This window comes from Sphingomonas sp. (assembly GCF_036402235.1).
Lineage (GTDB): Bacteria > Pseudomonadota > Alphaproteobacteria > Sphingomonadales > Sphingomonadaceae > Sphingomonas.
The window spans coordinates 38061-60880 of the sequence record NZ_DASWTG010000041.1; the positions used below are offsets into that span (position 1 = coordinate 38061).

Annotated in this window: 21 protein-coding genes; 10 read left to right on the forward strand and 11 right to left on the reverse strand. The window is 68.2% G+C overall.

Going from position 1 to position 22820, the window contains the following annotated elements; translation table 11 throughout:
- Positions 1 to 127: 127 nt before the first annotated feature.
- Positions 128 to 1096, reverse strand: coding sequence for a class II fructose-bisphosphatase (glpX, locus tag VGD28_RS08165; protein ID WP_331027838.1), 969 nt, complete (start codon positions 1094 to 1096; stop codon positions 128 to 130).
- Positions 1097 to 1264: 168 nt separating this feature from the next.
- Between glpX and VGD28_RS08170 the strand changes: the two genes are divergently transcribed.
- Both VGD28_RS08170 and VGD28_RS08175 read left to right on the forward strand, forming a co-directional pair.
- The gene (locus VGD28_RS08170; protein WP_331027839.1) at positions 1265 to 1591 is read left to right on the forward strand and encodes a hypothetical protein; all 327 of its coding nucleotides are present in this window, start codon (positions 1265 to 1267) and stop codon (positions 1589 to 1591) included.
- A gap of 55 nt (positions 1592 to 1646) precedes the next feature.
- Complete coding sequence (locus VGD28_RS08175) at positions 1647 to 1997, forward strand: hypothetical protein (RefSeq protein WP_331027840.1); 351 nt, start codon at positions 1647 to 1649, stop codon at positions 1995 to 1997.
- A gap of 130 nt (positions 1998 to 2127) precedes the next feature.
- On the opposite strand, the gene VGD28_RS08180 is transcribed toward VGD28_RS08175, so the two are convergent.
- From VGD28_RS08180 to VGD28_RS08190, 3 genes are all read right to left on the reverse strand, one after another.
- Positions 2128 to 3420, reverse strand: coding sequence for a homoserine dehydrogenase (locus VGD28_RS08180; RefSeq protein WP_331027841.1), 1293 nt, complete (start codon positions 3418 to 3420; stop codon positions 2128 to 2130).
- Positions 3421 to 3574: 154 nt separating this feature from the next.
- Complete coding sequence (locus VGD28_RS08185) at positions 3575 to 4525, reverse strand: isopenicillin N synthase family dioxygenase (protein WP_331027842.1); 951 nt, start codon at positions 4523 to 4525, stop codon at positions 3575 to 3577.
- A gap of 133 nt (positions 4526 to 4658) precedes the next feature.
- Positions 4659 to 5162, reverse strand: coding sequence for a hypothetical protein (locus VGD28_RS08190; protein WP_331027843.1), 504 nt, complete (start codon positions 5160 to 5162; stop codon positions 4659 to 4661).
- A 103-nt stretch (positions 5163 to 5265) separates the two neighbouring features.
- Here VGD28_RS08190 and VGD28_RS08195 point away from each other — a divergent pair, with 103 nt between their 5' ends.
- The 5 genes from VGD28_RS08195 (at position 5266) to VGD28_RS08215 (ending at position 8470) form a co-directional block, all read left to right on the forward strand.
- Positions 5266 to 6507, forward strand: a complete 1242-nt coding sequence (locus tag VGD28_RS08195) for a multidrug effflux MFS transporter (RefSeq protein WP_331027844.1) — start codon at positions 5266 to 5268, stop codon at positions 6505 to 6507.
- 67 nt (positions 6508 to 6574) lie between these two features.
- Positions 6575 to 6913, forward strand: a complete 339-nt coding sequence (locus VGD28_RS08200) for a DNA primase (protein WP_331027845.1) — start codon at positions 6575 to 6577, stop codon at positions 6911 to 6913.
- Positions 6914 to 6970: 57 nt separating this feature from the next.
- The gene (locus VGD28_RS08205) at positions 6971 to 7564 is read left to right on the forward strand and encodes a YdeI/OmpD-associated family protein (RefSeq protein WP_331027846.1); all 594 of its coding nucleotides are present in this window, start codon (positions 6971 to 6973) and stop codon (positions 7562 to 7564) included.
- Between the two features lie 62 nt (positions 7565 to 7626).
- The gene (locus VGD28_RS08210) at positions 7627 to 8034 is read left to right on the forward strand and encodes an ExbD/TolR family protein (RefSeq protein ID WP_331027847.1); all 408 of its coding nucleotides are present in this window, start codon (positions 7627 to 7629) and stop codon (positions 8032 to 8034) included.
- 40 nt (positions 8035 to 8074) lie between these two features.
- Complete coding sequence (locus VGD28_RS08215) at positions 8075 to 8470, forward strand: acyl-CoA thioesterase (RefSeq protein WP_331027848.1); 396 nt, start codon at positions 8075 to 8077, stop codon at positions 8468 to 8470.
- A gap of 608 nt (positions 8471 to 9078) precedes the next feature.
- Here VGD28_RS08215 and ppc read toward each other — a convergent pair.
- From ppc to gyrB, 5 genes are all read right to left on the reverse strand, one after another.
- The gene (gene ppc, locus VGD28_RS08220; protein ID WP_331027849.1) at positions 9079 to 11754 is read right to left on the reverse strand and encodes a phosphoenolpyruvate carboxylase; all 2676 of its coding nucleotides are present in this window, start codon (positions 11752 to 11754) and stop codon (positions 9079 to 9081) included.
- Between the two features lie 71 nt (positions 11755 to 11825).
- A complete protein-coding gene (locus tag VGD28_RS08225) occupies positions 11826 to 13445 on the reverse strand; it encodes an MFS transporter (protein WP_331027850.1) in 1620 nt (539 codons plus the stop codon).
- Between the two features lie 132 nt (positions 13446 to 13577).
- Positions 13578 to 13952 carry a septal ring lytic transglycosylase RlpA family protein gene (locus VGD28_RS08230; protein ID WP_331027851.1) on the reverse strand — a complete coding sequence of 125 codons (375 nt, stop codon included), beginning with the start codon at positions 13950 to 13952 and terminating at the stop codon, positions 13578 to 13580.
- A 108-nt stretch (positions 13953 to 14060) separates the two neighbouring features.
- Positions 14061 to 15152, reverse strand: coding sequence for an alpha/beta hydrolase (locus VGD28_RS08235; protein ID WP_331027852.1), 1092 nt, complete (start codon positions 15150 to 15152; stop codon positions 14061 to 14063).
- On the reverse strand, positions 15145 to 17685 hold the full coding sequence (gyrB, locus tag VGD28_RS08240; RefSeq protein ID WP_414714479.1) for a DNA topoisomerase (ATP-hydrolyzing) subunit B: 2541 nt from the start codon (positions 17683 to 17685) through the stop codon (positions 15145 to 15147). Before gyrB ends, VGD28_RS08235 begins: the two co-directional genes overlap by 8 nt.
- A 159-nt stretch (positions 17686 to 17844) precedes the next feature.
- Here gyrB and VGD28_RS08245 point away from each other — a divergent pair, with 159 nt between their 5' ends.
- Complete coding sequence (locus VGD28_RS08245) at positions 17845 to 18480, forward strand: DUF4893 domain-containing protein (RefSeq protein WP_331027854.1); 636 nt, start codon at positions 17845 to 17847, stop codon at positions 18478 to 18480.
- A 3-nt stretch (positions 18481 to 18483) separates the two neighbouring features.
- On the opposite strand, the gene recF is transcribed toward VGD28_RS08245, so the two are convergent.
- Both recF and VGD28_RS08255 read right to left on the reverse strand, forming a co-directional pair.
- Positions 18484 to 19545 carry a DNA replication/repair protein RecF gene (recF, locus tag VGD28_RS08250; protein ID WP_331027855.1) on the reverse strand — a complete coding sequence of 354 codons (1062 nt, stop codon included), beginning with the start codon at positions 19543 to 19545 and terminating at the stop codon, positions 18484 to 18486.
- A gap of 134 nt (positions 19546 to 19679) precedes the next feature.
- Positions 19680 to 20033 carry a VOC family protein gene (locus tag VGD28_RS08255; RefSeq protein ID WP_331027856.1) on the reverse strand — a complete coding sequence of 118 codons (354 nt, stop codon included), beginning with the start codon at positions 20031 to 20033 and terminating at the stop codon, positions 19680 to 19682.
- A gap of 85 nt (positions 20034 to 20118) precedes the next feature.
- On the opposite strand from VGD28_RS08255, the gene thrS reads away from it, so the two are divergent.
- Together thrS and VGD28_RS08265 are read left to right on the forward strand one after the other, a co-directional pair.
- Positions 20119 to 22119, forward strand: a complete 2001-nt coding sequence (thrS, locus tag VGD28_RS08260) for a threonine--tRNA ligase (protein ID WP_331027857.1) — start codon at positions 20119 to 20121, stop codon at positions 22117 to 22119.
- A complete protein-coding gene (locus VGD28_RS08265; RefSeq protein ID WP_331027858.1) occupies positions 22116 to 22778 on the forward strand; it encodes an AraC family transcriptional regulator in 663 nt (220 codons plus the stop codon). The genes thrS and VGD28_RS08265 overlap by 4 nt, the downstream gene beginning before the upstream one ends.
- Positions 22779 to 22820: the final 42 nt, after the last annotated feature.

Sequence of the window (22820 nt, forward strand, 5' to 3'; positions counted from 1 at the left end):
TTCGCGCAGGCGGGAATCCATTCGCCGCGACGATGCGGATCGATCCTCGACGGCAGAAAGAATGGATTCCCGCCTGCGCGGGAATGACGGCGGGAAAGGTTCGCGCTCTGCCATCACCTCCGCCTGATCAGGCGTTGCGGTGCTCGCCCCGCACCCAGCGGACGGTGCCCGAGCTCGAGCGCATGACGACGCTCTCGGTGGTCATCTTGCCCGGCTTGCGCTTGACGCCCTCGAGCAGCGAGCCGTCGGTCACGCCGGTCGCGGCGAAGATGCAGTCGCCCTTGGCCAGCTCGGTCAGGTCATATTGCTTGTCGAGATCCTCGATGCCCCATTTGCGGGCGCGGGCGCGCTCGTCCTCATTGCGGAACAGCAGCCGGCCCTTGAACTGGCCGCCGACGCAGCGCAGCGCGGCGCAGGCGAGCACGCCCTCGGGCGCGCCGCCCTGGCCCATATAGACGTCGATCGTCGTGTCGGGATCGGTGGTCGCGATCACCCCTGCGACATCGCCGTCGCCGATCAGCACCACGCCGCAGCCGATCGCGCGCAGCTCGGCGATCAGCTTCTCGTGGCGCGGGCGATCGAGCACGCAGGCGATGATCTCGTTGGGCTTGACGCCCTTCGCCGCGGCGATCGCCTCGATATTCTGGGTCGGGGACTTGTCGAGGTCGATCACGTCCGCCGGATAGCCGGGGCCGACCGCGATCTTGTCCATATAGACGTCGGGCGCGTTGAGCAGATTGCCTTCCTCGGCGATGGCGAGCACGGCAAGGCTGTTCGGCCCCGCCTTGGCGCAGATCGTGGTGCCCTCGAGCGGGTCGAGCGCGATGTCGATCTTCGGCCCCTTGCCCGGCGCGCTGCCGACCTTCTCGCCGATGAACAGCATCGGCGCCTCGTCGCGCTCGCCCTCGCCGATCACGACGGTGCCGTCCATGTAGAGCGAGTTGAGCGCGGCGCGCATCGCTTCCACGGCGGCGGCGTCGGCCGCCTTCTCGTCGCCGCGGCCGACCAGCGTCGACGCGGCGATCGCCGCAGCTTCGGTGACGCGCACCATTTCAAGCACCAGGACGCGGTCGAGCACCTTGCTGGCGGTCTGCATGATCGGCGAAGCCCCTCTAAAGATCGACGTTTCGGAGCGCGATAGGAGTGCGCGCGAGGCTTGTCGATGGGGGCCAACGCTGTCATTCCCTCAAAAGCCGGCAACGGCCGCGAAACCGGGGCCGGTTCGCGGCGTTCGGTGCGTAACAAGGGATCAAAGGCGCGTGACATGCTGAGTCTGCTGCTGGCGTTGAGCGTCGCGGGTGAGCCGCCCAGGATCGTCACCCTGCCCCGGCGTGCCCGTCCTGCCGCGGTCGTCCGCAAGCGCGCCGCGCGCAAGCCGGTGCGCCGGCCGCTGCCGCAGCCGGCCACATTGTGCCTGACCGGCACCTGTACCCGGTCCGCCGCGCCCGGCGATCGGTTGACCGGGCCGACCGCGCCCGAGCGCAGCGGGAAGATGGATGTGGTCCGGTCGACCGGCATGCCGTGCGGCGTGCAGGGCGCGCCGGTCTGCCCGAAAAAGGGCCAGGAGCTGCTGAGCACGCGCATCGACTAGCCATGTTCCGGCGCGGACCTCGTTGTGCTAACGCAACGAGGGGAGGGTGTAGCCCATGTCCGCGCTGCTCGTATTCGCGTTGATGCTCCAGGCCGGCGGCGACGATGCCGCGATGCAGGCCTATCGCGACAAGACCCGCGCCGTCATCCCGTGCAAGACCACCGGAGATCCCGACGAGGTGACGATCTGCGCGCTGCGTGAGGCGGACAAGAAGTACCGCGTGCCCTTCGTCACCACCAATGCTCGCGACAATGTGCCCTATCAGACCGAGCGCGTGCTTGAGGACACGATGTTCCAGTGCGGCGTCAGCGGCCCGTTCCTGACGCAATGCGGCGGGATGGTCGGGGTGACGGTGGGCGTCGGGTTCGACGGCAAGGTGATGCGCAAGCGCGAACCCGCGCCCTAGCACGCCCCCCCGAATCCTCCCCCGCCAGGGGGAGGTGTCAGCGAAGCTGACGGAGGGGGAGGACGCGAAACGCCGGTCGGGGAGTCCTCCCCCTCCCCCTAGCGGGGGAGGATTGAACGCCCGTCGGCCCTCACTCCCCCAATATGTGCATCCACATCGGTTCGCCCGCAAGGCTGGGCGAACCGCGCAGCTTCTCCAGCGCCTGCGCGATCGAGCGTTCGGGCACTTCGTGCGTCACGATCGCGACGAGCACGCTGCCATCGGCCATCGCGCCGCGCTGAATCAGCGATTCGATCGAGACGCCCGCGTCGCGCATCGCCGCGGCGATCTCGGCCAGCACGCCGACCTTGTCGGCGACGGTGAAGCGCAGATAGGCGCGGCCGCGGCGCTCTCCGGTCGGCGCGGCGGGTTCGGCGGTCAGGCTCGCGGCGGGCATCGCATAGGGCGGGCCGAATTCGGTGCGCGCGATGTCGATCAGGTCGGCGACCACCGCCGATGCGGTCGGGCCGTCGCCCGCGCCCGCGCCCTGGAACAGCAGCCGGCCGACGAAATTGCCCTCGGCGACGACCGCGTTGGTCGGGCCAAGGACATGCGCCAGCGGATGCGCGAGCGGCACGAGGTGCGGGTGGACACGCTGGAACAGCCCGTTGCCATTGAGATCAGCGATGCCGAGCAGTCGCACGCGATAGCCCAGCGCCGCCGCCTCCGCGATGTCGGCGGCGAGCAGATGGCGGATGCCGCCGATCGCGACGTCGCCGAACGCGGGCTGGGTGCCGAACGCGATGCTCGCCAGGATCGACAGCTTGTGCGCGGCGTCGACGCCGTCGATGTCGAAGCTCGGGTCCGCCTCGGCGAAGCCCGCCGCCTGCGCCTCGGCCAGCACCTCGGCGAAGTCGCGGCCTTCGGCCTCCATCTTGGACAGGATGAAATTGCAGGTGCCGTTGAGGATGCCATAGACGCGGTCGATCTGGTTGGCCGCGGCGCCTTCGCGCAGCCCCTTGATCACCGGCACCCCGCCCGCGACTGCCGCCTCGAACTTCATCGGCGTGTCGCTCTTCTCGGCGACACCGGCGAGCTCGAGGCCATGATGCGCGATCATCGCCTTGTTGGCGGTGACGAGGCCCTTGCCCGCCGCCAGCGTCGCGCGGGCAAGCGCGAGGGCGGGGCCGTCGGACCCGCCGATCAGCTCGACCACCACGTCCGCCTTGGGGTGACGCGCCAGCTCGGTCATGTCGTCGACCCAGTCGAAGCGCGCGATGTCGACGCCGCGGTCCTTGGCGCGGTCGCGCGCGGAGACCGCGACGATCTCGATCGGCCGGCCCGCCCGGCGCGCGATCAGCTCGGCATTGGCGTCGATCAGGCGAATGACGCCCGCACCCACGGTGCCAAGGCCGGCAAGAGCAACGCGCAACGGTTCGGTCAAAGCTTCTTCCTCAACGCTTTCGTCACCCCGGCCTCGTGCCGGGGTCCAGCGGGCGGCAAGAATCGCCCGTGCGGCTCTTTGCGGCACGGTGGACCCCGGAACAAGTCCGGGGTGACGGAGGAATAGTTTTGCCGGGGTTACTTCTTCGCCGCGGCTACTTCTTCGTCAGCCCGATCTCGCGCAGCCGTTCCGCCAGATAATCATGCGCGGTGATCGGCGGCTCGCGCTCGGGATTCTCCGCGCTCACGCATTGCGGCAGCGCCTTGATCAGGAAATCGGGCGCGGGATGCAGGAAGAACGGCATCGAATAGCGCGGCGTGCCGCGGCGCTCGACCGGCGGGTTGACCACGCGGTGGGTGGTCGAGGGCAGGACATGGTTGGTCAGCCGCTGCAGCATGTCGCCGACATTGACCACCATCGCGCCCTCGGGCGGCCGCACCGGCAGCCACTCGCCGTCCTTGTCGAGCAGCTCGAGCCCTGCTTCCTCGGCGCCGAGCAGGAGCGTGATGAGGTTGATGTCCTCATGCGCCCCGGCACGCACGTTGGGCGCATCCTCGGTCACTGGCGGATAGTGGAGCAGGCGCAGCACCGAGTTGCCGTCCTTCACCGCATGGTCGAACCAGTTCGGTTCCAGTCCCAGATGCCGCGCGATCGCCGAAAGCAGCTTGTCGCCCGCCGTGTCGAACGCCGCGAACAGCTCGAGGAAGGTCTCGCGGAATCCCTCGGGCCGGTCGGGCCAGATGTTGGGCGCCATGTTCGCCTCGAACCGGTGCCCGGCGGGCAGCTCGCGGCCGATATGCCAGAATTCCTTGAGGTCGACATATTCCGCGCCCTTGGCGATCTCGGTCTTGAACGGCGTGTAGCCGCGCGCGCCGCCGCCGCCCGCGACGAAATAGCCGCGCTTCTCTTCCTCCGGCAGGTCGAAGAACGCCTTGGTCGCCGCCCAGGCACGGTCGATCAGGTCCTGCGGCACGCCATGGTCGGACACCATCGCGAAGCCGAACCGCTCGAACGATCCGCCCAGCGCGGCGGCGAACCCGTCCGGGTCGCGCGCCTGATCGGCGAGGCTGACCAGCGGGACTTCGGCAAGAACGGTGTCGGGCATTCAAGGTAACTCCGGAAACGATTCTCCCGGAAATAGACCTTCATGCGGCCCGCGAACAGAGGCGGGAGAGGCGCGGTGCCGCGCGCCCCTCCCGCAGCCCGCGCCTACGCAGCGCCGGAACGGGTTACAGCCATTATTTGCCGAGAACGGTGAGCGTGCCGCGGCTCTTCGAATCGCCCGTGGGATCGAGCTTGAGCGTGAAATCGCTGCCTTCGCTGGTCTTGCCGCTGAACTGGCCGTCCTTGGCCGCGACGGTGAAGCCGGCCGCCTGCATCTGCTCCTCGAACCAGCTGCGGACCTGGCCGGCGGCGGCGGGCGCCTCGAACTGCACGCGCACCCTATCCTCACCGCCCGCGTCGCGATTGGCATCGACATTCAGGCTGGCGATCGTCGATCCGGGATAGAGCTTGAGGCCGTCGACCTCGAAATTCTCGGCCTTCAGATCGAATTTGGGCAGCTTGATCGACCCTTCAAACCCCGGCACCTTGACCGCGACACGCCCGTCCTTGTCGGCCTTGATCGATGCGTTGCCCTCGCCGCTGTTAACCGAGATGCTCGCGCCATTGCCCTCGCCCGAGCCATCGCCGCACGCCGCGAGCGCCAGCACCAGGGGGAGGGCAAGCCAGTTCCGGGTCATATGCAAGCTCCACCGTATTAGTTGGGCAACACACTAGCCCGCGCCGCAAAAAAGATCAAGCCGCGGGGTGACGTGCCCGGTGCGATGCGGCATTGGGCGCGGCATGGACGCGCAGACTCCCCACCAACCCGGCGAAGCGGCGAACCGGTCGCCCATTCCGATGGGCGAGTTCGTCGCGCTGATCGCGTCGATCATGGCGCTGACTGCGCTCGGCATCGATTCGATGCTGCCGGCGCTGCCCGCGATCAGCGACGAGCTCGGCGTCAGCCAGCCCAACCATCGCCAGTATGTCATCACCGCCTTCATGCTCGGCTTCGCGGTCGCGCAGCTGTTCCACGGCCCGCTCGCCGACCGCTTCGGGCGCAAGCCGGTGATCATGGCGGCGCTTGCCTTCTACGTGGCCACCAATGCGGTCGCGGCCTTTTCGGGCAGCTTCGAGCTGCTGCTGCTCGCGCGCGCGGCGAGCGGCGCTGCGGTCGCCGCGGGGCGCGTGGTGACGGTGGCGCTGGTGCGCGACTGTTTCCAGGGGCGGGCGATGGCGCGGGTGATGAGCCTCGCCTTCATGACCTTCATGATCGTGCCCGTGCTCGCGCCCGCCTGGGGCCAGCTGATGGTGATTATCTTCGGCTCGTGGCGGCTGATCTTCGGCGGGATCGCGATCGTCGCGGCGCTGGTGCTGATCTGGTTCACGCTTCGCATGCCCGAGACGCTGGCGCGCGATACCGTGCACCCGCTCGACCTGAGCGAAATCTGGCGCGGCTATGGCAAGATGTTCCGCGATCGCTGGGCGGTCGGCTACACCTTGGCCACCACCGCGATCTCGGGCTGCTTCTTCTCGTTCATCGGGTCGATCCAGCAGATCGTCTATGACGTGTTCAAGCGGCCCGAGCTGCTGACATTGGTGTTCGCCTCGGTCGCCGGGCTGATGGCGCTGGGGTCGTTCCTCAATTCGCGCCTGGTGATGCGCTTCGGCATGCGCTTTCTCTCGCATCTCGCGCTGGTGACGACCACTGTGCTCGCCGTGATCCACCTGACGGTGATCCTGCTGGGCGGCGAGAATCTGTGGGTGTTCATCGCGCTTCAGGCGCCGATGATGGCCGCGATGGGCCTCGCCAACTCGAATTTTTCAGCGATGGCGATGGAGAATATGGGTGAGATCGCGGGCACCGCGTCGAGCCTGCAGGGCTTCATCGCGACGATGGGCGCGGCGGTGCTCGGCGCGGTGATCGGCCAGTCGTTCGACGGGACGACGGTGCCGCTGTACCTTGGTTTCACCGTGCTGGGCGTGACCGCACTCGTCATCGTCTTCGTCACCGAACGCGGCAAGCTGTTCCGCCGCAACTGACCGTGCGGCAGGGAACCGTCAGCCCCTCTTCGCCGTTCGCGCTTCAGGAGAAGCAAGGAGGGCTGCGATGGGCGGTCATCAGGTTCCAGGGCGCGGACCCGGCGACGACGGATATGACGAGGACGGCTATGACGAGAGCCAGCGCGCCGAAATCCTCGAGGCGACGCGCGACGGCCCGGGCGACGGCACGGTCCTGACCGATCTCGATCCCGACCTCGGCGAGGAGCTTGACGCCGACGCGGAGGAGGACGAGCTGCTGATGGTCGCCGACGAGGTCGGGGAGGAGGAGGTCGCGGAGAGCGACGCCGCCGATGACGACGAAGACGATCTTCAGGGCGACTTCGACGCCGGCACGCTCGACGCGGATGATCTCGACGATGGCGATGCGGTTGCCCTGAACCCTTGATCGGCACCCTTGACCGGGGGGCGCTTCGGGCGGAGCATCGCCAGCGAAGGGAGCGCCATGACCACCGATCCGCGCGTGGATGCCTATATCCAGCGGCAGGCCGATTTCGCCCGCCCGATCCTGATCTGGCTGCGCGCGCGCGTCCACGCCGCTTGCCCCGATGTGGTGGAAGGCATCAAATGGGGGATGCCGGCCTTCTCCTATCGCGGCCGTCCGCTCGCCAGCATGGCCGCGTTCAAGGCGCATGCCAGCTTCGGCTTCTGGTATCGCGACCAGCTCGCCACGGGCAAGGAGGGGGAGGCGATGGGCCAGTTCGGCCGCATCGAATCGCGCGCCGATCTGCCCGATGACGCCGCGATGGAAGCACAGGTGCGCGCGGCGATGGCGCTCACCGATTCGGGCGCTCTCCCCAGGCGCGCCGTCAGGCCGCCCAAGCCCGAGGCCGAGGTGCCCGAGGCATTGGCCGAAGCGCTCGCGCGCGATCCCGCGGCAGCGGCGGCGTTCGACGCATTTCCGCCGAGCGCGCGACGCGACTATTGCGAATGGATCGCCGGCGCCAGGCAGGAGGCGACGCGGGATCGGCGCCTCACCGACGCGATCACCTGGATCCGCGAGGGCAAGAAGCGCCACTGGAAATATGAAAGCTGCTGAAGGGCTTGCGTTCGGCGACATTTATGTGATGATGCAACATCTCTTGCGATAGGAGGTGCCCTATGCGTCGTTCCGTTGCATATCGTGAGCCCGAGTCGATCTCCGCGCTCAACACCACCCCATTGATCGATGTGCTGCTGGTGCTGTTGATCATGCTCATCGTCACCATCCCCGCGGCGACTCACAAATTGCCGGTCGATCTGCCGCAGGGGATCGGGGAGCCGTCGGTCGACCTTCCCCACCGGCTCGATATCTCCGCGGCAGGCCAGCTTGCCTGGGACGGGCGGACGATCGCCGATGCCGAGCTTCCCGCGCTGCTCGCCTCGACCCTCGCGGCGAACGGCGTGCTGCACTTCAAGGCGGATCAGGCCGCGCGCTACGAGCGCTTCGCCACGGTGCTGAGCGCCGTCAAGCGCTCGGGCGTCACCCGGCTGGGCTTTGTCGGCAACGAGGCGATGGCGTTCGACTGAGCTTTCCCGCGCGCCATAGTTGCCGTAAACGTCAAGCGCTATGGCGCGCTTCACACGGACGATCACCGCCGGGCCGGACGACATCGACGAGCTCGGCCATGTCAACAATGCGGTCTGGGTCCGCTGGATCCAGGACGTAGCGGTGGCGCACTGGCACGCAGTCGCGCCGCCCGAGCATCGCGATGCCTATATCTGGGTCGTGACCCGGCACGAGATCGACTATCGCGGCAATGTGTCCGAGGGCGAGACGGTGACCGCCGAAACCTGGGTGCCCCATCCGCCGCGCGGCGCGCGCTTCGACCGCCACATGCGCTTCACCGGCGACGACGGCAAGGTGAAGGTCGAGGCGGTCTCGACCTGGGCGATGCTCGACCGCGCCACCGGCCGGCTGGTGCGCGTACGCGACGAGATCGCGGCACCGTTTCTGGAGGGGTGAGCGGGGAGGTGCGAGGACCGCTGTCGACCCCATTGCGGACGTTCGGTTCGATCGCCATTCTCGCCACGATGCTGATACGATGGCCTTCGATAAGATTCGCAGCTGCCATGACCGTTTCCGTCCTCCTCGCGACAATGGCGTTCGACGGTTTATCTATGGGCGGTCCGAGGGGCGCAGGTGGCTGGGCTGCATTTGTTGGATTCATAGCCCTGCCATTCCTGGTGTGGCTTACGAAAAGCGGCAGGTCCGCCAAATACGTACAGGCCGTGCCATTGTTGATCGTGGTTCTCGTCATTGCATACTCGAGTTGGGCCATGGTTTAATCCCAACCAACAGACCTTGCAGCCGACCAAGATGGCAGCTTCCCACCCAAATCTCGACCGCGCTTGCAATGTTGGAACTGATTTGCTTGCGTCGTTTGGTGCCAGGCACCGCCCTTTGATTTCGTCGATCCACCCGGCAGAATCGGTCTGCCGCACGCACCCCGGACAAGGGCGACGAAGTTGACAGAATGAATCGCGTTCCGCGTAATTTCGTCAACTTCGCGGGAGAGCCGGCGGCGTCCCGATACCGACCGTCGCAAACCCACTCGGCTTGCGCCGTGCGGTTCAGCCCGAATTCCGCAATGCCGTCGCGATCGCGTTGATCGACAGCAGGATGCCCTGTTCGATCTTGGGATCGGTTTCCCCCGCGCGGTGGCGCTTGAGCAGCTCGACCTGAAGCAGGTTGAGCGGCTCGATATAGGGCAGGCGCAGCTTGATCGAGGTTTCGAGCGCGGGGTGCTTCTCCAGCAGCCGCGTCTGGCGGGTGACTTCGAGCAGCTGGTCGTGCGTCGCCTGCCAGCCGTCGCGGATGCGCCCGAAGATCGCATCGCCGAGCGCGCGGTCCTCGACCAGCCCGGCGTAGCGTGCGGCGATGCCCATGTCGGACTTGGCCAGCACCATCTCCATATTCGCCAGCGCCGAGGCGAACAGCGGCCAGCCCGCCGCCATCTCGCGCAGCAGGCCGCGATCCTTGAATTCGGACAGCGCCGCGCCGACGCCGTACCAGCCCGGCAGCATCACGCGCGCCTGCGCCCAGCTGAACACCCAGGGGATCGCGCGCAGATCCTCGATCGCGTCGCTCTTCTTGCGGCTCGCCGGGCGGCTGCCGATCTTGAGGCCCGCGATCTCGGCGATCGGGGTCATCTGGCGGAAGAAGCTGGTGAAGCCCTCGGTGCCATAGACGAGGCCGCGATAAGCCTTGAACGCGGTGCCCGACAATTCCTCCATCGCCGCCTCGAACCGCGCCGCGTCGGCGGCGCTGAGCTGCTGCGGCTCGAGGCTGGCGAGCAAGGTGGCCGAGGCCATCGCTTCCAGGTTGGTCTGCGCGCTCTCGCGCGTGCCGTACTTGGCGGCGATCACCTCGCCCTGCTCGGTGATGCGGATGCGGCCCTGCACCGTGCCCGCGGGCTGCGCCTGGATCGCCTGGAAGGAGGAGCCGCCGCCGCGCCCCACCGCGCCGCCGCGGCCATGGAACAGCTGCATCCCGATCCCGGCTTCCTCGAACACCGGCTTCAAAGCCGTCGAGCCCTTGGACAGCCCCCAGGTCGAGGTGAGGTAGCCGCCGTCCTTGTTCGAGTCCGAATAGCCGATCATCACTTCCTGATGCCCGCGCGCGCGGGCGATCGCTGCGATCTCGGGCAGCGCGAACCAGCCGCGCATGATCTCGGGCGCGGCTTCCAGATCGCCGATCGTCTCGAACAGCGGCACCGCCATGACATGCGCCTGCGGTTCCTCGCCCGGAATGTAGAGGCCTGCTTCCTTGAGCAGCACATGGACTTCAAGCAGGTCGGACACCGATTGCGCCATCGACACGATATACTGGCGGATCGCGGCGCGGCCGTAGCGGTCATGCGCCTCGGCCGCGGCGCTGACGATCGCCAGCTCGGATGCGGTCTCGTCCGAATAGGTCGCGTAGCGGCTGGTGAGCGGGCGGGGCGATGCCAGCTCGCGGCGCAACAGCGCGACCCGTGCTTCCTCGCCGAGCGCGGCATAGTCGGCCTCGATCCCGGCGACCTTGAGCAGCTCGGCGATCACGCGCTCGTGCACTGCGCTGTTCTGGCGCATGTCGAGCGTGGCGAGGTGGAAGCCGAAGATATCGACCGAGCGGATCAGCCGCCCCAGCGCGCCGCTCGACGCCAGCGTCTCCGCGCCGTGCGCGGCGAGGCCATGCGCGACGGTGGCGAGGTCGGCGCGGAAGGCAGCGGGATCGGCATAGCGCTCGCCGGTGAGCGGGCCGGGGCGCGGCGCCGGCTTGCCGGTGAGGTCGCGATAGGTGGCGGCAAGGCGCGCATAGATGCCGGAGAGCGCCCGGCGATAGGGCTCGTCGGCGCGGCTCGCGGCATCGTCGCCGCTGCGGTCGGCGAGCGCCGCCACGTCGGGATCGATGTCGGCATGATGGCTCGAGATCGACAGCTCGGCGCCGAGCGCGTGAACCGCGTCGAGATAGTGATTGAGCACCGTCTCGGCCGATCGCGACAGCGTCAGGCGCAGCGAATCGGCGGTGACGAAGGGGTTGCCGTCGCGGTCGCCGCCGATCCAGTTGCCGGGGCGCAGGAAGGCGGGCACGCGGCTGCCCAGCGCGCGGTCCCAGCGCGCGTAGAGCGCGGGCAAGGTCGGCAGGAACACGTCGCGCAGATAGGAGAGCGCGGTCTCGACCTCGTCCGCGACATAGAGCCGCTCGGGCCGCAGCACGCGCGTCTGCCACAGCAGGGCGACCTGCCGCACTACCGCCTCGTCGACCAGATCGCCGTCCTGCGTCTCGGCGATGCCGTTGTCCTTGAGGGCCATCAGCTCGGCGATGCGGTTGCGATGGTCGATCATCGACTTGCGGCGCACCTCGGTCGGGTGCGCGGTGAGCACGGGCGCGACCAGCGCCTGCTCGAGCAGCTCGGCGACGCGCTCGGGGGCGATGCCGTGCTCTTTCAGCCTCGCGATGGCGTGCTCGACATCGGCGCCGGTCTCCGCGGCGATGCCCTGCCGGTCCTCGGCCAGGTTGGCGAGCATCGAGAACAGCATGAAGCTGCGCACGAAATCGAGCGTCTCGTCGAGGTTCAGGCTGCCAAGGCCGGGGTCGATGCTGTCGGCGCCGGCGATGCCGCGATGCCGGTCGACCGATGCCGAGCGGATATATTCGATGCGCCGGAACAGCGCCTCCCCGCCATAGGCGCGGATCACGTCGCCAAGGACGCGGCCGAGATAGCGGATGTCGGGATTGTTGGTGATGGGAGGAGCGCTGGCCATGCGCGCGTGCTGCACTGCGGCATGGCCAGCGTCAACCGGTTCGTTACTTCACCCACCTCAAGCGCGAATGATTATGTCGCATGATCATCGATCCGCCGCCGGAAGGTTTCGGGCAGGAACAGCAGGCCGATGATCAGCGTCAGCACCGCGACGGTGATCGGATACCACAGGCCGTAATAGATATCCCCGGTCGCCGCGACCATCGCGAAGGCGATCGTCGGCAGGAAGCCACCGAACCAGCCATTGCCGATATGATAGGGCAGCGACATCGCGGTGTAGCGGATCCGGCTCGGGAAGATCTCGACCAGCAGTGCCGCGATCGGGCCATAGACCGCCGTCACCAGCAGCACGAGCCAGAAGAGCAGCGCGACGATCAGCGGCTTGTTCATCGCTGCCGGATCGGCCTTGGCGGGATAGCCGGCGGCGCTCAGCGCGGCGTTGATTTCGGCGCGGAACGCTGCGGCATCGCCGGCCTGCTCGATCTTGCGGTCGCCGACGAAGATCTCGGCGCGCTCCTTGCTCCCGTCTGCCGAGCTGTAGGGGATGCCCGATTTGGCGAGTAGCGACTTGGCGATGTCGCAATCGGTGCGGTCGAACTTGTTGCCGCCGATCGGGTCGAACTGGACCGAGCAGGTGGCGGGATCGGCGATGACGCTGACCGGCGCCTTGGCCTGCGCCGCCGCCAGCGCCGGATTGGCCGCCTGGGTCAGCGCATGGAAGGTCGGGAAATAGGTCAGCGCCGCCAGTGCGCAGCCGGTCAGGATGATCTTCTTGCGCCCGATCCTGTCGGAGAGCGCGCCGAAGATGACGAAGAAGGGCGTGGCGAGCGCCAGCGCGATCGCGATCAGGATGTTGGCGGTGGCGCCATCGACCTTCAGCGTCTTCTCGAGGAAGAACAGCGCATAGAATTGCCCCGTATACCAGACCACCGCCTGGCCCGCGACCGCGCCGAGCAGCACGATCAGCACGGTGCGCAGGTTGCGCCACTGGCCGAACGCCTCGGTGAAGGGCGCCTTGGAGGTGGTGCCTTCCTCCTTCATCTTCTGGAACACCGGGCTCTCGGCGAGCTGGAGGCGAATCCACAGCGACACGCCGAGCAGCAGGATCGAGACGAGGAAGGGCAGGCGCCAGCCCCAGTCGGTGAATGCCGCCTCACCGATGACGGTGCGGATGCCGATCACCACCAACAGCGCCGCGAACAGGCCGAGCGTCGCGGTGGTCTGGATCCAGCTGGTGAACAGCCCGCGCTTCCCCTCGGGCGCATGCTCGGCGACATAGGTCGCGGCGCCGCCATATTCGCCGCCGAGCGCGAGGCCCTGGACGAGCCGCAGCGCCACCAGGATCACGGGCGCAGCGACGCCGATGCTGGCATAGCTCGGCAGCACGCCGACCGCGAAGGTCGACAGGCCCATCAGTCCCATCGTCACGAGGAAGGTGTATTTGCGCCCGACGACATCGCCGAGCCGGCCGAATACCAGCGCGCCGAACGGCCGCACCGCGAAGCCCGCGGCGAACGCGCCAAGCGCGAGGATGAACGCGGTGGTCTCGTTCACGCCCGAGAAGAATTTGGCCGAGATGACCGTGGCCAGCAGCCCGTAGAGATAGAAATCATACCACTCAAACACCGTGCCGAGCGACGAGGCGATGATCACCTTGCGTTCGTTCCGGCCGGTCACTGCGGCTGTGGTCATTCAGGCCCTCCCATTTATCTTACATAATGGTGGCGGGTTTTACAGTCTGCGTCGAGGGCCGAAATCGCGCAGAAGCGGGGGACCAGCGAAATTTGTCCCTCTCTCCTTCCGAAGGGAGGGGAGGAATGAGGATCAATCCTCCAGCAGCGCCAGGCTTACCTTCGCCGTGCCCGTGCGGTGCATCCCAATCTCGCGCGCCGCGGCGTGGGAGAGGTCGATCACCCGCCCGCCGCGAAACGGGCCGCGGTCGTTGACTCGCACCACGACGCTCTTGCCGGTGGTCAGGCTGGTGACGCGGATGCGGCTGCCGAAGGGCGCGGTGCGGTGCGCCGCGGTCAGCGTGTCGGGATCGCAGCGCTCGCCGTTTGCTGTGCGGTTGCCCTCCATCTCGCGGCTGAAATAGCTCGCCATCCCGCTGCCGAGATCGGCGCCGGCGACATCATCCTCCGCCGCCGCGGTCGGTGCCGCCAGTGCCAGCGCCAGCGCGCCGAAGAATAGACCCCGCATCCCCATGTCCCCTTTTGCGGCCATGGATGAACCAGCGCCCGCCCGGACGGGCAAGCGCCACAGCGCTCGCCCGCGCCAAATCCGCGACCGGTTGCTGGAGCAACCGGCTCAGCGGCCCGCGCGGCCGAGATGTCGGTCGAAGAAGGTGGCGATGAGCCGATAGGTCTCGATCGATTCGGGCATGTCGGGCCAGACGAAGAAGGCGTGCGGCAGCCCGTCGAACAGATGCAGCTCGCTTTCCACACCCGCCGCGGCGAGCCGGCGATGCGCCAGCGTCAGCGCACTCACCGCGAAGTCGCGCCCGCCGGCAAGCAGCAGCGTCGGCGGCATCGCCTTGACCTGTGCATCCGAGACGATCGGATATGCCAGCGGGTCGGTCGCCGGCACGCCCTCCATATAGGCGAGCGGCAGGACGGGCGGCAGTGCGGGCGCGTTAAGCGGCGCACCGCCGGTGATGGGGTCGGCCAGATAGGGGCTGTCGCCGCTGAAGGGCGCGCCGGTGCCGCACAGCGTGCCGATCGCACCCGGCCGCGGCAGGCCCTGTTTCGCGACCCATGCGGTCGCCTGCGCCGTGATGATGCCCCCGGCCGAGCAGCCATAGATCCCGATATTCTCGGGCCGGTACTGTTCGAGCAGCGCGCGATAGACCGCCGCCAAATCCTCGGAAGCCGCGGGGTAGCGATGCTCGGGCGCGAGGCGATAGTCGACGGTCACGACCTTGACCCGCATCGTCGCAGCGATCGGGATCGCCTCGACCAGCGCGCCGCTGCCCGCTCCCCACATGAAGGCGCCGCCATGGACGTTGATCAGGACGCGTGCGGCATTTCCGGGTGCGCTGCCCGCTACGGGCTCGACCACATCGACCGCGACGCCGCCCAGCGTCGTGCGCCGCTCGCGCGTCGCGAAATGGCGGCGCATCTCGGCAAGCCGGTCGTCATTATACTTCTGGTAGAAGGCCCGCTGCTTCGCGACGTCGCCGGCGATCGCGGCGGGGGCGGTCGCCGCTCTCATCCGCACCAGCACCGCCCGCGCCTCAGGCGAAAGCTGGCTGGAAGGCGGAAGGGCGAAGGACGGAACCTGCACGCCGGGCGGAGCGGGCGCCCCGGTCTGCGCACCGGCAGGGGCAGCGGTGAAGAACAGCGCGAGCAGGCCAAGGATGGCGTTCCAGCCGCCCCGGCCGCTCGGCTGCATCTCAGACATCGAGGTTGGCGACGCTCAGCGCATTCTCCTGGATGAACTCGCGGCGCGGCTCGACCACGTCGCCCATCAGCCGGGTGAAGATCTCGTCGGCGACATCGGCCTGATCGATCGCCACCACCAGCATCGAGCGGTTCTGGGGATCGAGCGTGGTCTCCCACAATTGCTCGGCGTTCATCTCGCCCAGCCCCTTGTAGCGCTGGATCGACAGCCCCTTGCGGCCCGAGGCGAGGACCGCATCGAGCAGCTCGCTTGGCCGCGCGACCAGCGTCTCGCCCTTGGCGGCGACCACGGGCTCCTCGTCCTCGCCCTCGGCGGCGGGCGCAGCTTCGGCCTCGGCCTGCGCGGCCTTGACCGACACCAGCTTGGACACCGCCGCATAGCTCTCGGCCTGCTCGGCGGCGAGCGCGTGGAGCTTGCGGCCCTCGGCCGACGCCAGGAACGCCGCCTCGACGATGTGATGATCGGTCACCCCGCGCCACAGCCGCTCGAAATGGAAGCCGCCTTCCTCGGTGACGCGCGCCGACCAGCGCGCATCCTCGTCGGTCAGGTCGAGCCGCTTCGTGACGGCGGCCAGCCGCTCGCCGCGCTGCGCGCGCGATGCTTCGGGATCGAGTGCGCCGCCCAGCGCCAACGCCTCGATGATCGAGGGATCGTAGCGGCGCGGAACATAGCGCATCAGCGTCTTCATGCGCCGGGCATGCTCGACCAGCTTGGCGAGGTCCTCGCCGAAGCGCGGGCCTTCACTGGTTTCGAGGCGATTGTTGCCCACACCGGCCTCGACCAGATAGTCGTCGAGCGCGGCATCGTCCTTGAGGTACACTTCCGACCGCCCCTTGGTCGCCTTGTACAGCGGCGGCTGGGCGATGAAGAGGTGCCCCGCCTCGATGATCTCGGGCATCTGGCGGTAGAAGAAGGTGAGCAGCAGCGTGCGGATATGCGCGCCGTCCACGTCGGCGTCGGTCATGATGACGATCTTGTGGTAGCGCAATTTCTCGAGGTTGAAGTCGTCGCGGCCGATGCCGGTGCCCATCGCCTGGATCAGCGTGCCGATCTCCTTGGACGACAGCATCCGGTCGAAGCGCGCGCGCTCGACGTTGAGGATCTTGCCGCGCAGCGGAAGGATCGCCTGGAAATGCCGGTCGCGGCCCTGCTTGGCCGATCCGCCGGCCGAGTCACCCTCGACCAGGAACAGCTCGGACTTGGCGGGATCGCGCTCCTGGCAGTCGGCGAGTTTGCCGGGCAGGCTGGCGATGTCCATCACGCCCTTGCGCCGGGTCAGCTCGCGCGCCTTCTTGGCGGCCTCGCGCGCGGCGGCGGCGTCGATCACCTTCTGGATGATCATGCGCGCATGTTGCGGGTTCTCCTCGAGCCACTCGGCGAGCTTGTCGGCCATCAGCGCCTCGAGCGGCTGACGGACTTCCGAGCTGACCAGCTTGTCCTTGGTCTGCGAGCTGAACTTGGGGTCGGGCAGCTTGACCGAGACGATCGCGGTGAGCCCTTCGCGCATGTCGTCGCCGGTGAGGGTGACCTTCTCCTTCTTCAGCAGCCCCGACTTGTCGGCATAATTGTTGATCGTGCGCGTCAGCGCTGCGCGGAAGGCGGCGAGGTGGGTGCCGCCGTCGCGCTGCGGGATGTTGTTGGTGAAGCAGAGGACGTTCTCGTAATAGGAGTCGTTCCACTCCAGCGCGACATCGATCGTCACATCGTCGCGCGTGCCCGCGATCGCCACCGGATCGGGCATCAGCGGGGTCTTGTTGCGGTCGAGCCACTTCACGAACGCGGCGATCCCGCCCTCGTAGAACAGCTCGACTTCCTTGACCTCCTCATGCCGCGCGTCGCGCAGGAACAGGCGAACGCCCGAGTTCAGGAACGCCAGCTCGCGATAGCGATGCTCGAGCTTCTCGAAGTCGTACTCGATCTGGTTCTTGAACGTGCCGCCGTCGCCCGGGACCTTCTCGGTCGAGGCGAGGAAGGTCACGCGCGTGCCCTTCTTCCCCTCGGGCGCCTTGCCGATCACCTTCAAGGGCGCGGTGGCGTCGCCATAGGCGAAGCGCATGTAATGCTCCTCGCCGTCGCGCCAGATATTGAGGTCGAGCCATTCGCTGAGCGCGTTGACCACCGACACGCCCACGCCGTGCAGGCCGCCGGAGACCTTGTAGGCATTGTCGTCGGACGTGTTCTCGAACTTCCCGCCGGCATGCAGCTGGGTCATGATGACCTCGGCCGCCGACACGCCTTCCTCGGGATGGATGCCGGTCGGGATGCCCCGGCCATTGTCCTCGACCGAGACCGACCCGTCGGCGTTCAGCTGGATGATGATGCGGTCGCAGTGCCCCGCCAGCGCCTCGTCGATCGCGTTGTCGCTGACCTCGAACACCATGTGGTGCAGGCCCGAACCGTCGTCGGTGTCGCCGATATACATGCCGGGCCGCTTGCGCACCGCGTCCAGGCCTTTCAGGACCTTGATGCTCTCGGCGCCGTAGCTGTTGCTGTTCGGGGTGTTTTCGGGGGTGTTCTGATCGTTCGATTCCATGCCGAGCATATAGGGTCCCGAGTCACGAAACGGAAGCAAAATGGGGCGAGACGGGCGCTATGGATGCATCGCCGCGCACGCCGGATGTTAACCATTTTCTAACGTACTTTGGCGACTGTGCGTTAACTGTACCTTATCCCGATGCCGGGGGGCGTCCATATGCGTAGCGTCATACTCGCTGTCCTTGTCTCGTGCGGCCTCGCCGGCTGCGCCGCGCGGCGCGAAACCGTGGTGGTCAGCGCTTCGCAAGTCGAGATCGTCGACGATGGCGGCGCCGGGCAGGTGATCCGTCCGGCCGACCAGGCGAAGATCGACGCATTGCCCGCAATCTGGCAGGCCGCATGGGGCAAGTCGCCCGGACGCGCGCGTTCGCGCGAGGGTGCGCTGCTCGAACCCGCAGCGGCGCTCGATCATCCCGAGCTCAGCCCCGGGTCCTATAATTGCCGCCTGATCCGGCTCGGCGGCCGGGCCGGCACGCGGCGCGTGCGCAACTTCCCCACGCATTTCTGTTACGTCGGTGCGGCGGACGGCGTGCTCAACTTCACCAAGCAGACCGGCAGCGAACTGCCCGCGGGGCTGCTCTACAAGACCGGGAAGCGCTATACCTTCGTCGGCGCGCTGCAACGCGCGGAGGGCGACAATTCGCTGGTCTATGGCGCCGATCAGGCGCGCGACGTCGCCGGAGTGGTCGAGCGGGTCGGCCCGTTTCGCTGGCGCATGGTGATGCCGGTGGGCGAGCAGGATCTCGACATCCTCGAGCTGACGCCGGTACCGGTCGAGCGCCAGGCGAGCTGAGCGTCAGCTGACGGTCACGACGCCGTCGCGCACCGCGTAGCGCGTTGCCTGGCCGATCCCGTCGAACAGCTCGGGCTCGGTCCCCGTCATCCACACTTGCCCCCGCCCCGCCAGCCGGTCGAACAGCGCGCGCCTGCGGCTGGGGTCGAGATGCGCGGCGACCTCGTCGAGCAGCAGGATCGGCGCGCGGCCTGTGCGGTCGGCGACCAGCTCGGCATGCGCGAGCACGATGCCGAGCAGCAGCGCCTTCTGCTCGCCGGTCGAGCAGAGCTGCGCGGGCTGATCCTTCCCCAGATGCGTGACGTTGAGGTCCTGCCGGTGCGGCCCCACCAGCGTCCGCCCCGCAGCGGCATCGCGTGCGCGGCCCGCGCGCAGCGCCTGCGCCAGATCGGTCACCGTCTCGCCCTCCAGCGCCAACCCCGCCCGCGCGAACGGCCCCTCGGGCTGGTCCGCCAGCCGCGCCGCCAGCGCCTCGACCGCCCCCCGCCGTGCCGCGTCGATCGCTACGCCATGCTCGGCCATGCGCGCCTCCAGCGCAGTCAGCCAGTCGGGATCGGCGGGCTCGTCCGCCGCGAGCAGCCGGTTGCGCTCGCGCATCGCCGCCTCGTAGCGCGCGCTGTGATGGGCGTGGCCCGGCGCCAGCGCCAGCGTCAGCCGGTCGAGAAAGCGCCGCCGCTCGCTCGCCGGCTCGACGAACAGCCGGTCCATCGCCGGGGTCAGCCACAGCACGGTGAGCCATTCGGCAAGGCTCGCCGCCGCCGCCGCCGCGCCGTTGACCCGCACCACGCGCCGCTCGGGCGCCGAGCCTTGCGTGCCCGTCCCGATCTCGATCCCCTCGGCCAGCGTCGCCGCCACCGCGAACCCGCCGCTGCCGCCCTGCCGTGCGATCTCGGGCAGCGGCGCGCGGCGCAATCCGCGTCCGGGCGCGAGCAGCGACACCGCCTCCAGCACATTGGTCTTGCCCGCACCATTGTCCCCGGTCAGCACCACGAACCCCGCGCCGGGCGTCAGCGCTGCGGCCGCGTGATTGCGGAAATCGGTGAGGAGAAGGCGGGCAAGGGCCATCCGACCGCCTCTAGCCGCGTGGCAGGGTAGGGGGAAGTACGACCATCAATCCTCCCCCGCCAGGGGGGCATGCGAAGCATGACGGGAGGGGGCGGACGGCGACCAGCGAGCGGTGGGGGAGGATTGGTCCAGTTCTAGTCGGCCACCCGCCCCACGCGCACCAGCACCCCGTCGGGATCGCTCACCGCGAATTCATAGCATCCCCATGGCTTGAGGTGCGGTGCGTCCGGCTCGATGATCGCTTCGCGCACCCGGTCCGCCACCGCATCGACATCGTCTACATAGAGGTACAGGCCGAACGGATTGTGCGGCGCTTGCAGCTTCGACATGTCCTCGGCGCGCAGATGCAGGTCCCAGCCCTTGCCGTCGGTCAGGATGCGATAATCGCCATAGTCGCTCTCCAGGCTCAGGCCGAGCCGCTCGTAAAAGGCCTGGCTGCGGTCGAGGTCCTGGCACGGCAGGATCGCGGTGACGCGGTGTTCGCCCATGGTCTCGTCTGCCTTCTTGCCTATATCGCTGTCGCGCGGGCATAAGCCGCGCTCCGACGACCTCCTAGCAGAAAGCACCGATCCCGTGTCCGAGATGTTCCGAATTACGCTGCCCGACGGTTCCGTCCGCGAGGTAGCCCCGGGGACTACCCCGGCGGACATCGCCGCGGCGATCGGTCCGGGCCTCGCCAAGGCCGCAATCGCTGCACGCGTCGACGGCGAGCTGCGCGACATCACCCGCTCGCTGGAGGGCGACTCCAATCTCGCGCTGGTGACGTCCAGGGACGAGGCCGACGCGCTCGAGCTCGCCCGCCACGACTATGCGCACGTCCTCGCCGAGGCGGTGCAGGCGCTGTGGCCTGGCACGCAGATCACCTTCGGCCCGGCGACCGACGACGGCTTCTATTACGACGTGATGGCCCCGGCCTCGCGCGAGCCCTTCTCGATGGACGATCTGCCCGCGATCGAGGAGAAGATGCGCGAGATCATCCGCGCCGACAAGCCGCTCCGCCGCGAAGTGTGGAGCCGCCAGGCGCTGATCGAGAAGTGGGAGACCGAGGGCGAGAGCTTCAAGGCCGAATGGGCCAGGGAGCTGCCCGAGGGCGAGGAGCTGACGGTCTATTGGTCGGGCAGCGATTGGCTCGACATGTGCCGCGGCCCGCACCTCGCCTCGACCGGCAAGCTCGATCCGCAGGCGTTCAAGCTGATGCGCGTCGCGGGCGCCTATTGGCGCGGCGACCAGCGCAACGCCCAGCTCACGCGCATCTACGGCACCGGCTGGCTCAACAAGAAGCAGCTCGACGCGCATCTTCACAAGCTCGAGGAAGCCGCCAAGCGCGACCATCGCAAGCTCGGGCAGGAGATGGACCTGTTCCACCTCCAGGCGGAGGCGCATGGCAGCGTCTTCTGGCACCCCAAGGGCTATATGATCTGGCGCGAGCTCGAGGCCTATATGCGCCGCGCGATCGATGGCGCGGGCTATCGCGAGGTCAAGACGCCGCAGGTGATGGACGCGCGCCAGTGGGAGGCGTCGGGCCATTGGGGCAAGTATCGCGAGAATATGTTCGTCATCCCTGACGAGGTGCCGAACGTCGAAGAGGAGGGCCCCCTCGTCTCGAACGACGCCGACTGGATGGCGCTCAAGCCGATGAACTGCCCGGCGCACATCCTGATCTTCAAGCAGGGGATCAAGTCGTACCGCGACCTGCCGCTGCGCCTCTACGAGAATGGCTGCTGCCACCGCAACGAGCCGCACGGCGCGCTCCACGGCCTGATGCGCGTGCGCCAGTTCACCCAGGACGATGCGCACATCTTCTGCCGCGAGGACCAGATCGTCGACGAGGTCCAGGCCTTCTGCCGCCTCGCCGACCGCATCTACAAGGATTTCGGCTTCACCTATTCGATCAAGCTCGCGCTGCGCCCGGAGAAGCGCTTCGGCACCGAGGCGATGTGGGACCAGGCCGAGGCGGAGTTGCGCGACGCCGTGGTCCGCGCCGGCCTTGCTACGCAAGAATATGGCTGGGAGGAACTGCCGGGCGAGGGCGCTTTCTACGCGCCCAAGCTCGAATGGCATCTCACCGACGCGATCGGTCGCACCTGGCAGGTCGGCACGATCCAGTCGGACCGCGTGCTGCCCGAGCGGCTCGACGCAACCTATGTCGGCGAGGATGGCGAGCGCCACCGCCCGGTGATGCTCCACCGCGCGATCTTCGGCTCGTACGAGCGCTTCATCGGCATCCTGATCGAGCATTTCGCCGGCCGCCTGCCCGCCTGGCTCGCGCCGACCCAGGCGGTGGTCGCGACGATCGTCTCCGACGCCGACGACTATGCGAAGGATGCCGTGGCGCAGCTCAAGGCCGCGGGCATCCGCGCCGACAGCGATCTGCGCAACGAGAAGATCAACTACAAGGTGCGCGAGCATTCGCTGGCGAAGGTCCCGCACCTGCTGGTGGTCGGCAAGCGCGAGGCGGAGGAAGGCACCGTCGCCATCCGCACCCTCGGCGTCGAGGGCCAGCGCGTGATCCCGCTCGCCGAGGCGATCGCCTGGCTCAAGGGCGAGGGCACGCCGCCGGATCTGCGGGGATGAATTTCCACGCTGCCATCGGCCGCCACGGTGCGGGCGAGCGGCTGGCGCGGCACCGGCATGCGCAGGGCTATGTCGCGGTCGTACTGGCGGGCGGCTATCTCGAAGCAGGCGAGCGCGGCCGTATTCGCGCGCAGGCGGGGATGGCGGTGGTCCATCACGACTGGTCGGCGCATCAGGACGGATTCGGCGCGAAGGGCGCGCAGGTGCTCAACCTGCCGCTGCCCGCTGGCCTCACCGAGGGCCCGGTGCGGCTCGCCGATCCGGACGCGGTCGCGCGCCTCGCCGAACGCGATCCGCTGGCCGCGGCCGAGCTGGTCCGCGATATCGCAACCGCGGTCACGACGACTCCCGGCGATTGGCCCGATCTCCTCGCCGCGGCGCTGGACCGCGATCCTTCGCTCCCGATTGCCACATGGGCCGAGGCCGCGGGTCTCGATCCCGCCTCGGTGAGCCGCGGCTTCGCGCGCGCCTATGGCGTAAGCCCCAAGCGCTTCCGGCTCGAGTCGCGCACCCGCGGTGCGGTTCGCGCGCTCGTCGGCTGGCGCGGCACGCTCGCCGCGCTGGCGGCCGAGCATGGCTTCGCCGATCAGGCGCATCTCGCCCGCGCTGCGCTGGCGATGACGGGGCGCACGCCGTCGCAGCTGCGGGCGGTGAGCTAGGCCCAAAGACACCTGTCTTCATCCGTCATCCCCGCGCAGGCG

Excerpts from the sequence above, each read along its gene's own strand:
- glpX (WP_331027838.1), bottom strand. The coding sequence starts at position 1,096 with ATGCAGACCGCCAGCAAGGTGCTCGACCGCGTCCTGGTGCTTGAAATG.
- VGD28_RS08170 (WP_331027839.1), top strand. The coding sequence starts at position 1,265 with ATGCTGAGTCTGCTGCTGGCGTTGAGCGTCGCGGGTGAGCCGCCCAGG.
- VGD28_RS08175 (WP_331027840.1), top strand. The coding sequence starts at position 1,647 with ATGTCCGCGCTGCTCGTATTCGCGTTGATGCTCCAGGCCGGCGGCGAC.
- VGD28_RS08185 (WP_331027842.1), bottom strand. The coding sequence starts at position 4,525 with ATGCCCGACACCGTTCTTGCCGAAGTCCCGCTGGTCAGCCTCGCCGAT.
- VGD28_RS08190 (WP_331027843.1), bottom strand. The coding sequence starts at position 5,162 with ATGACCCGGAACTGGCTTGCCCTCCCCCTGGTGCTGGCGCTCGCGGCG.
- VGD28_RS08195 (WP_331027844.1), top strand. The coding sequence starts at position 5,266 with ATGGACGCGCAGACTCCCCACCAACCCGGCGAAGCGGCGAACCGGTCG.
- VGD28_RS08200 (WP_331027845.1), top strand. The coding sequence starts at position 6,575 with ATGGGCGGTCATCAGGTTCCAGGGCGCGGACCCGGCGACGACGGATAT.
- VGD28_RS08205 (WP_331027846.1), top strand. The coding sequence starts at position 6,971 with ATGACCACCGATCCGCGCGTGGATGCCTATATCCAGCGGCAGGCCGAT.
- VGD28_RS08210 (WP_331027847.1), top strand. The coding sequence starts at position 7,627 with ATGCGTCGTTCCGTTGCATATCGTGAGCCCGAGTCGATCTCCGCGCTC.
- VGD28_RS08215 (WP_331027848.1), top strand. The coding sequence starts at position 8,075 with ATGGCGCGCTTCACACGGACGATCACCGCCGGGCCGGACGACATCGAC.
- ppc (WP_331027849.1), bottom strand. The coding sequence starts at position 11,754 with ATGGCCAGCGCTCCTCCCATCACCAACAATCCCGACATCCGCTATCTC.
- VGD28_RS08225 (WP_331027850.1), bottom strand. The coding sequence starts at position 13,445 with ATGACCACAGCCGCAGTGACCGGCCGGAACGAACGCAAGGTGATCATC.
- VGD28_RS08230 (WP_331027851.1), bottom strand. The coding sequence starts at position 13,952 with ATGCGGGGTCTATTCTTCGGCGCGCTGGCGCTGGCACTGGCGGCACCG.
- VGD28_RS08235 (WP_331027852.1), bottom strand. The coding sequence starts at position 15,152 with ATGTCTGAGATGCAGCCGAGCGGCCGGGGCGGCTGGAACGCCATCCTT.
- gyrB (WP_414714479.1), bottom strand. The coding sequence starts at position 17,685 with ATGGAATCGAACGATCAGAACACCCCCGAAAACACCCCGAACAGCAAC.
- VGD28_RS08245 (WP_331027854.1), top strand. The coding sequence starts at position 17,845 with ATGCGTAGCGTCATACTCGCTGTCCTTGTCTCGTGCGGCCTCGCCGGC.
- recF (WP_331027855.1), bottom strand. The coding sequence starts at position 19,545 with ATGGCCCTTGCCCGCCTTCTCCTCACCGATTTCCGCAATCACGCGGCC.
- VGD28_RS08255 (WP_331027856.1), bottom strand. The coding sequence starts at position 20,033 with ATGGGCGAACACCGCGTCACCGCGATCCTGCCGTGCCAGGACCTCGAC.
- VGD28_RS08265 (WP_331027858.1), top strand. The coding sequence starts at position 22,116 with ATGAATTTCCACGCTGCCATCGGCCGCCACGGTGCGGGCGAGCGGCTG.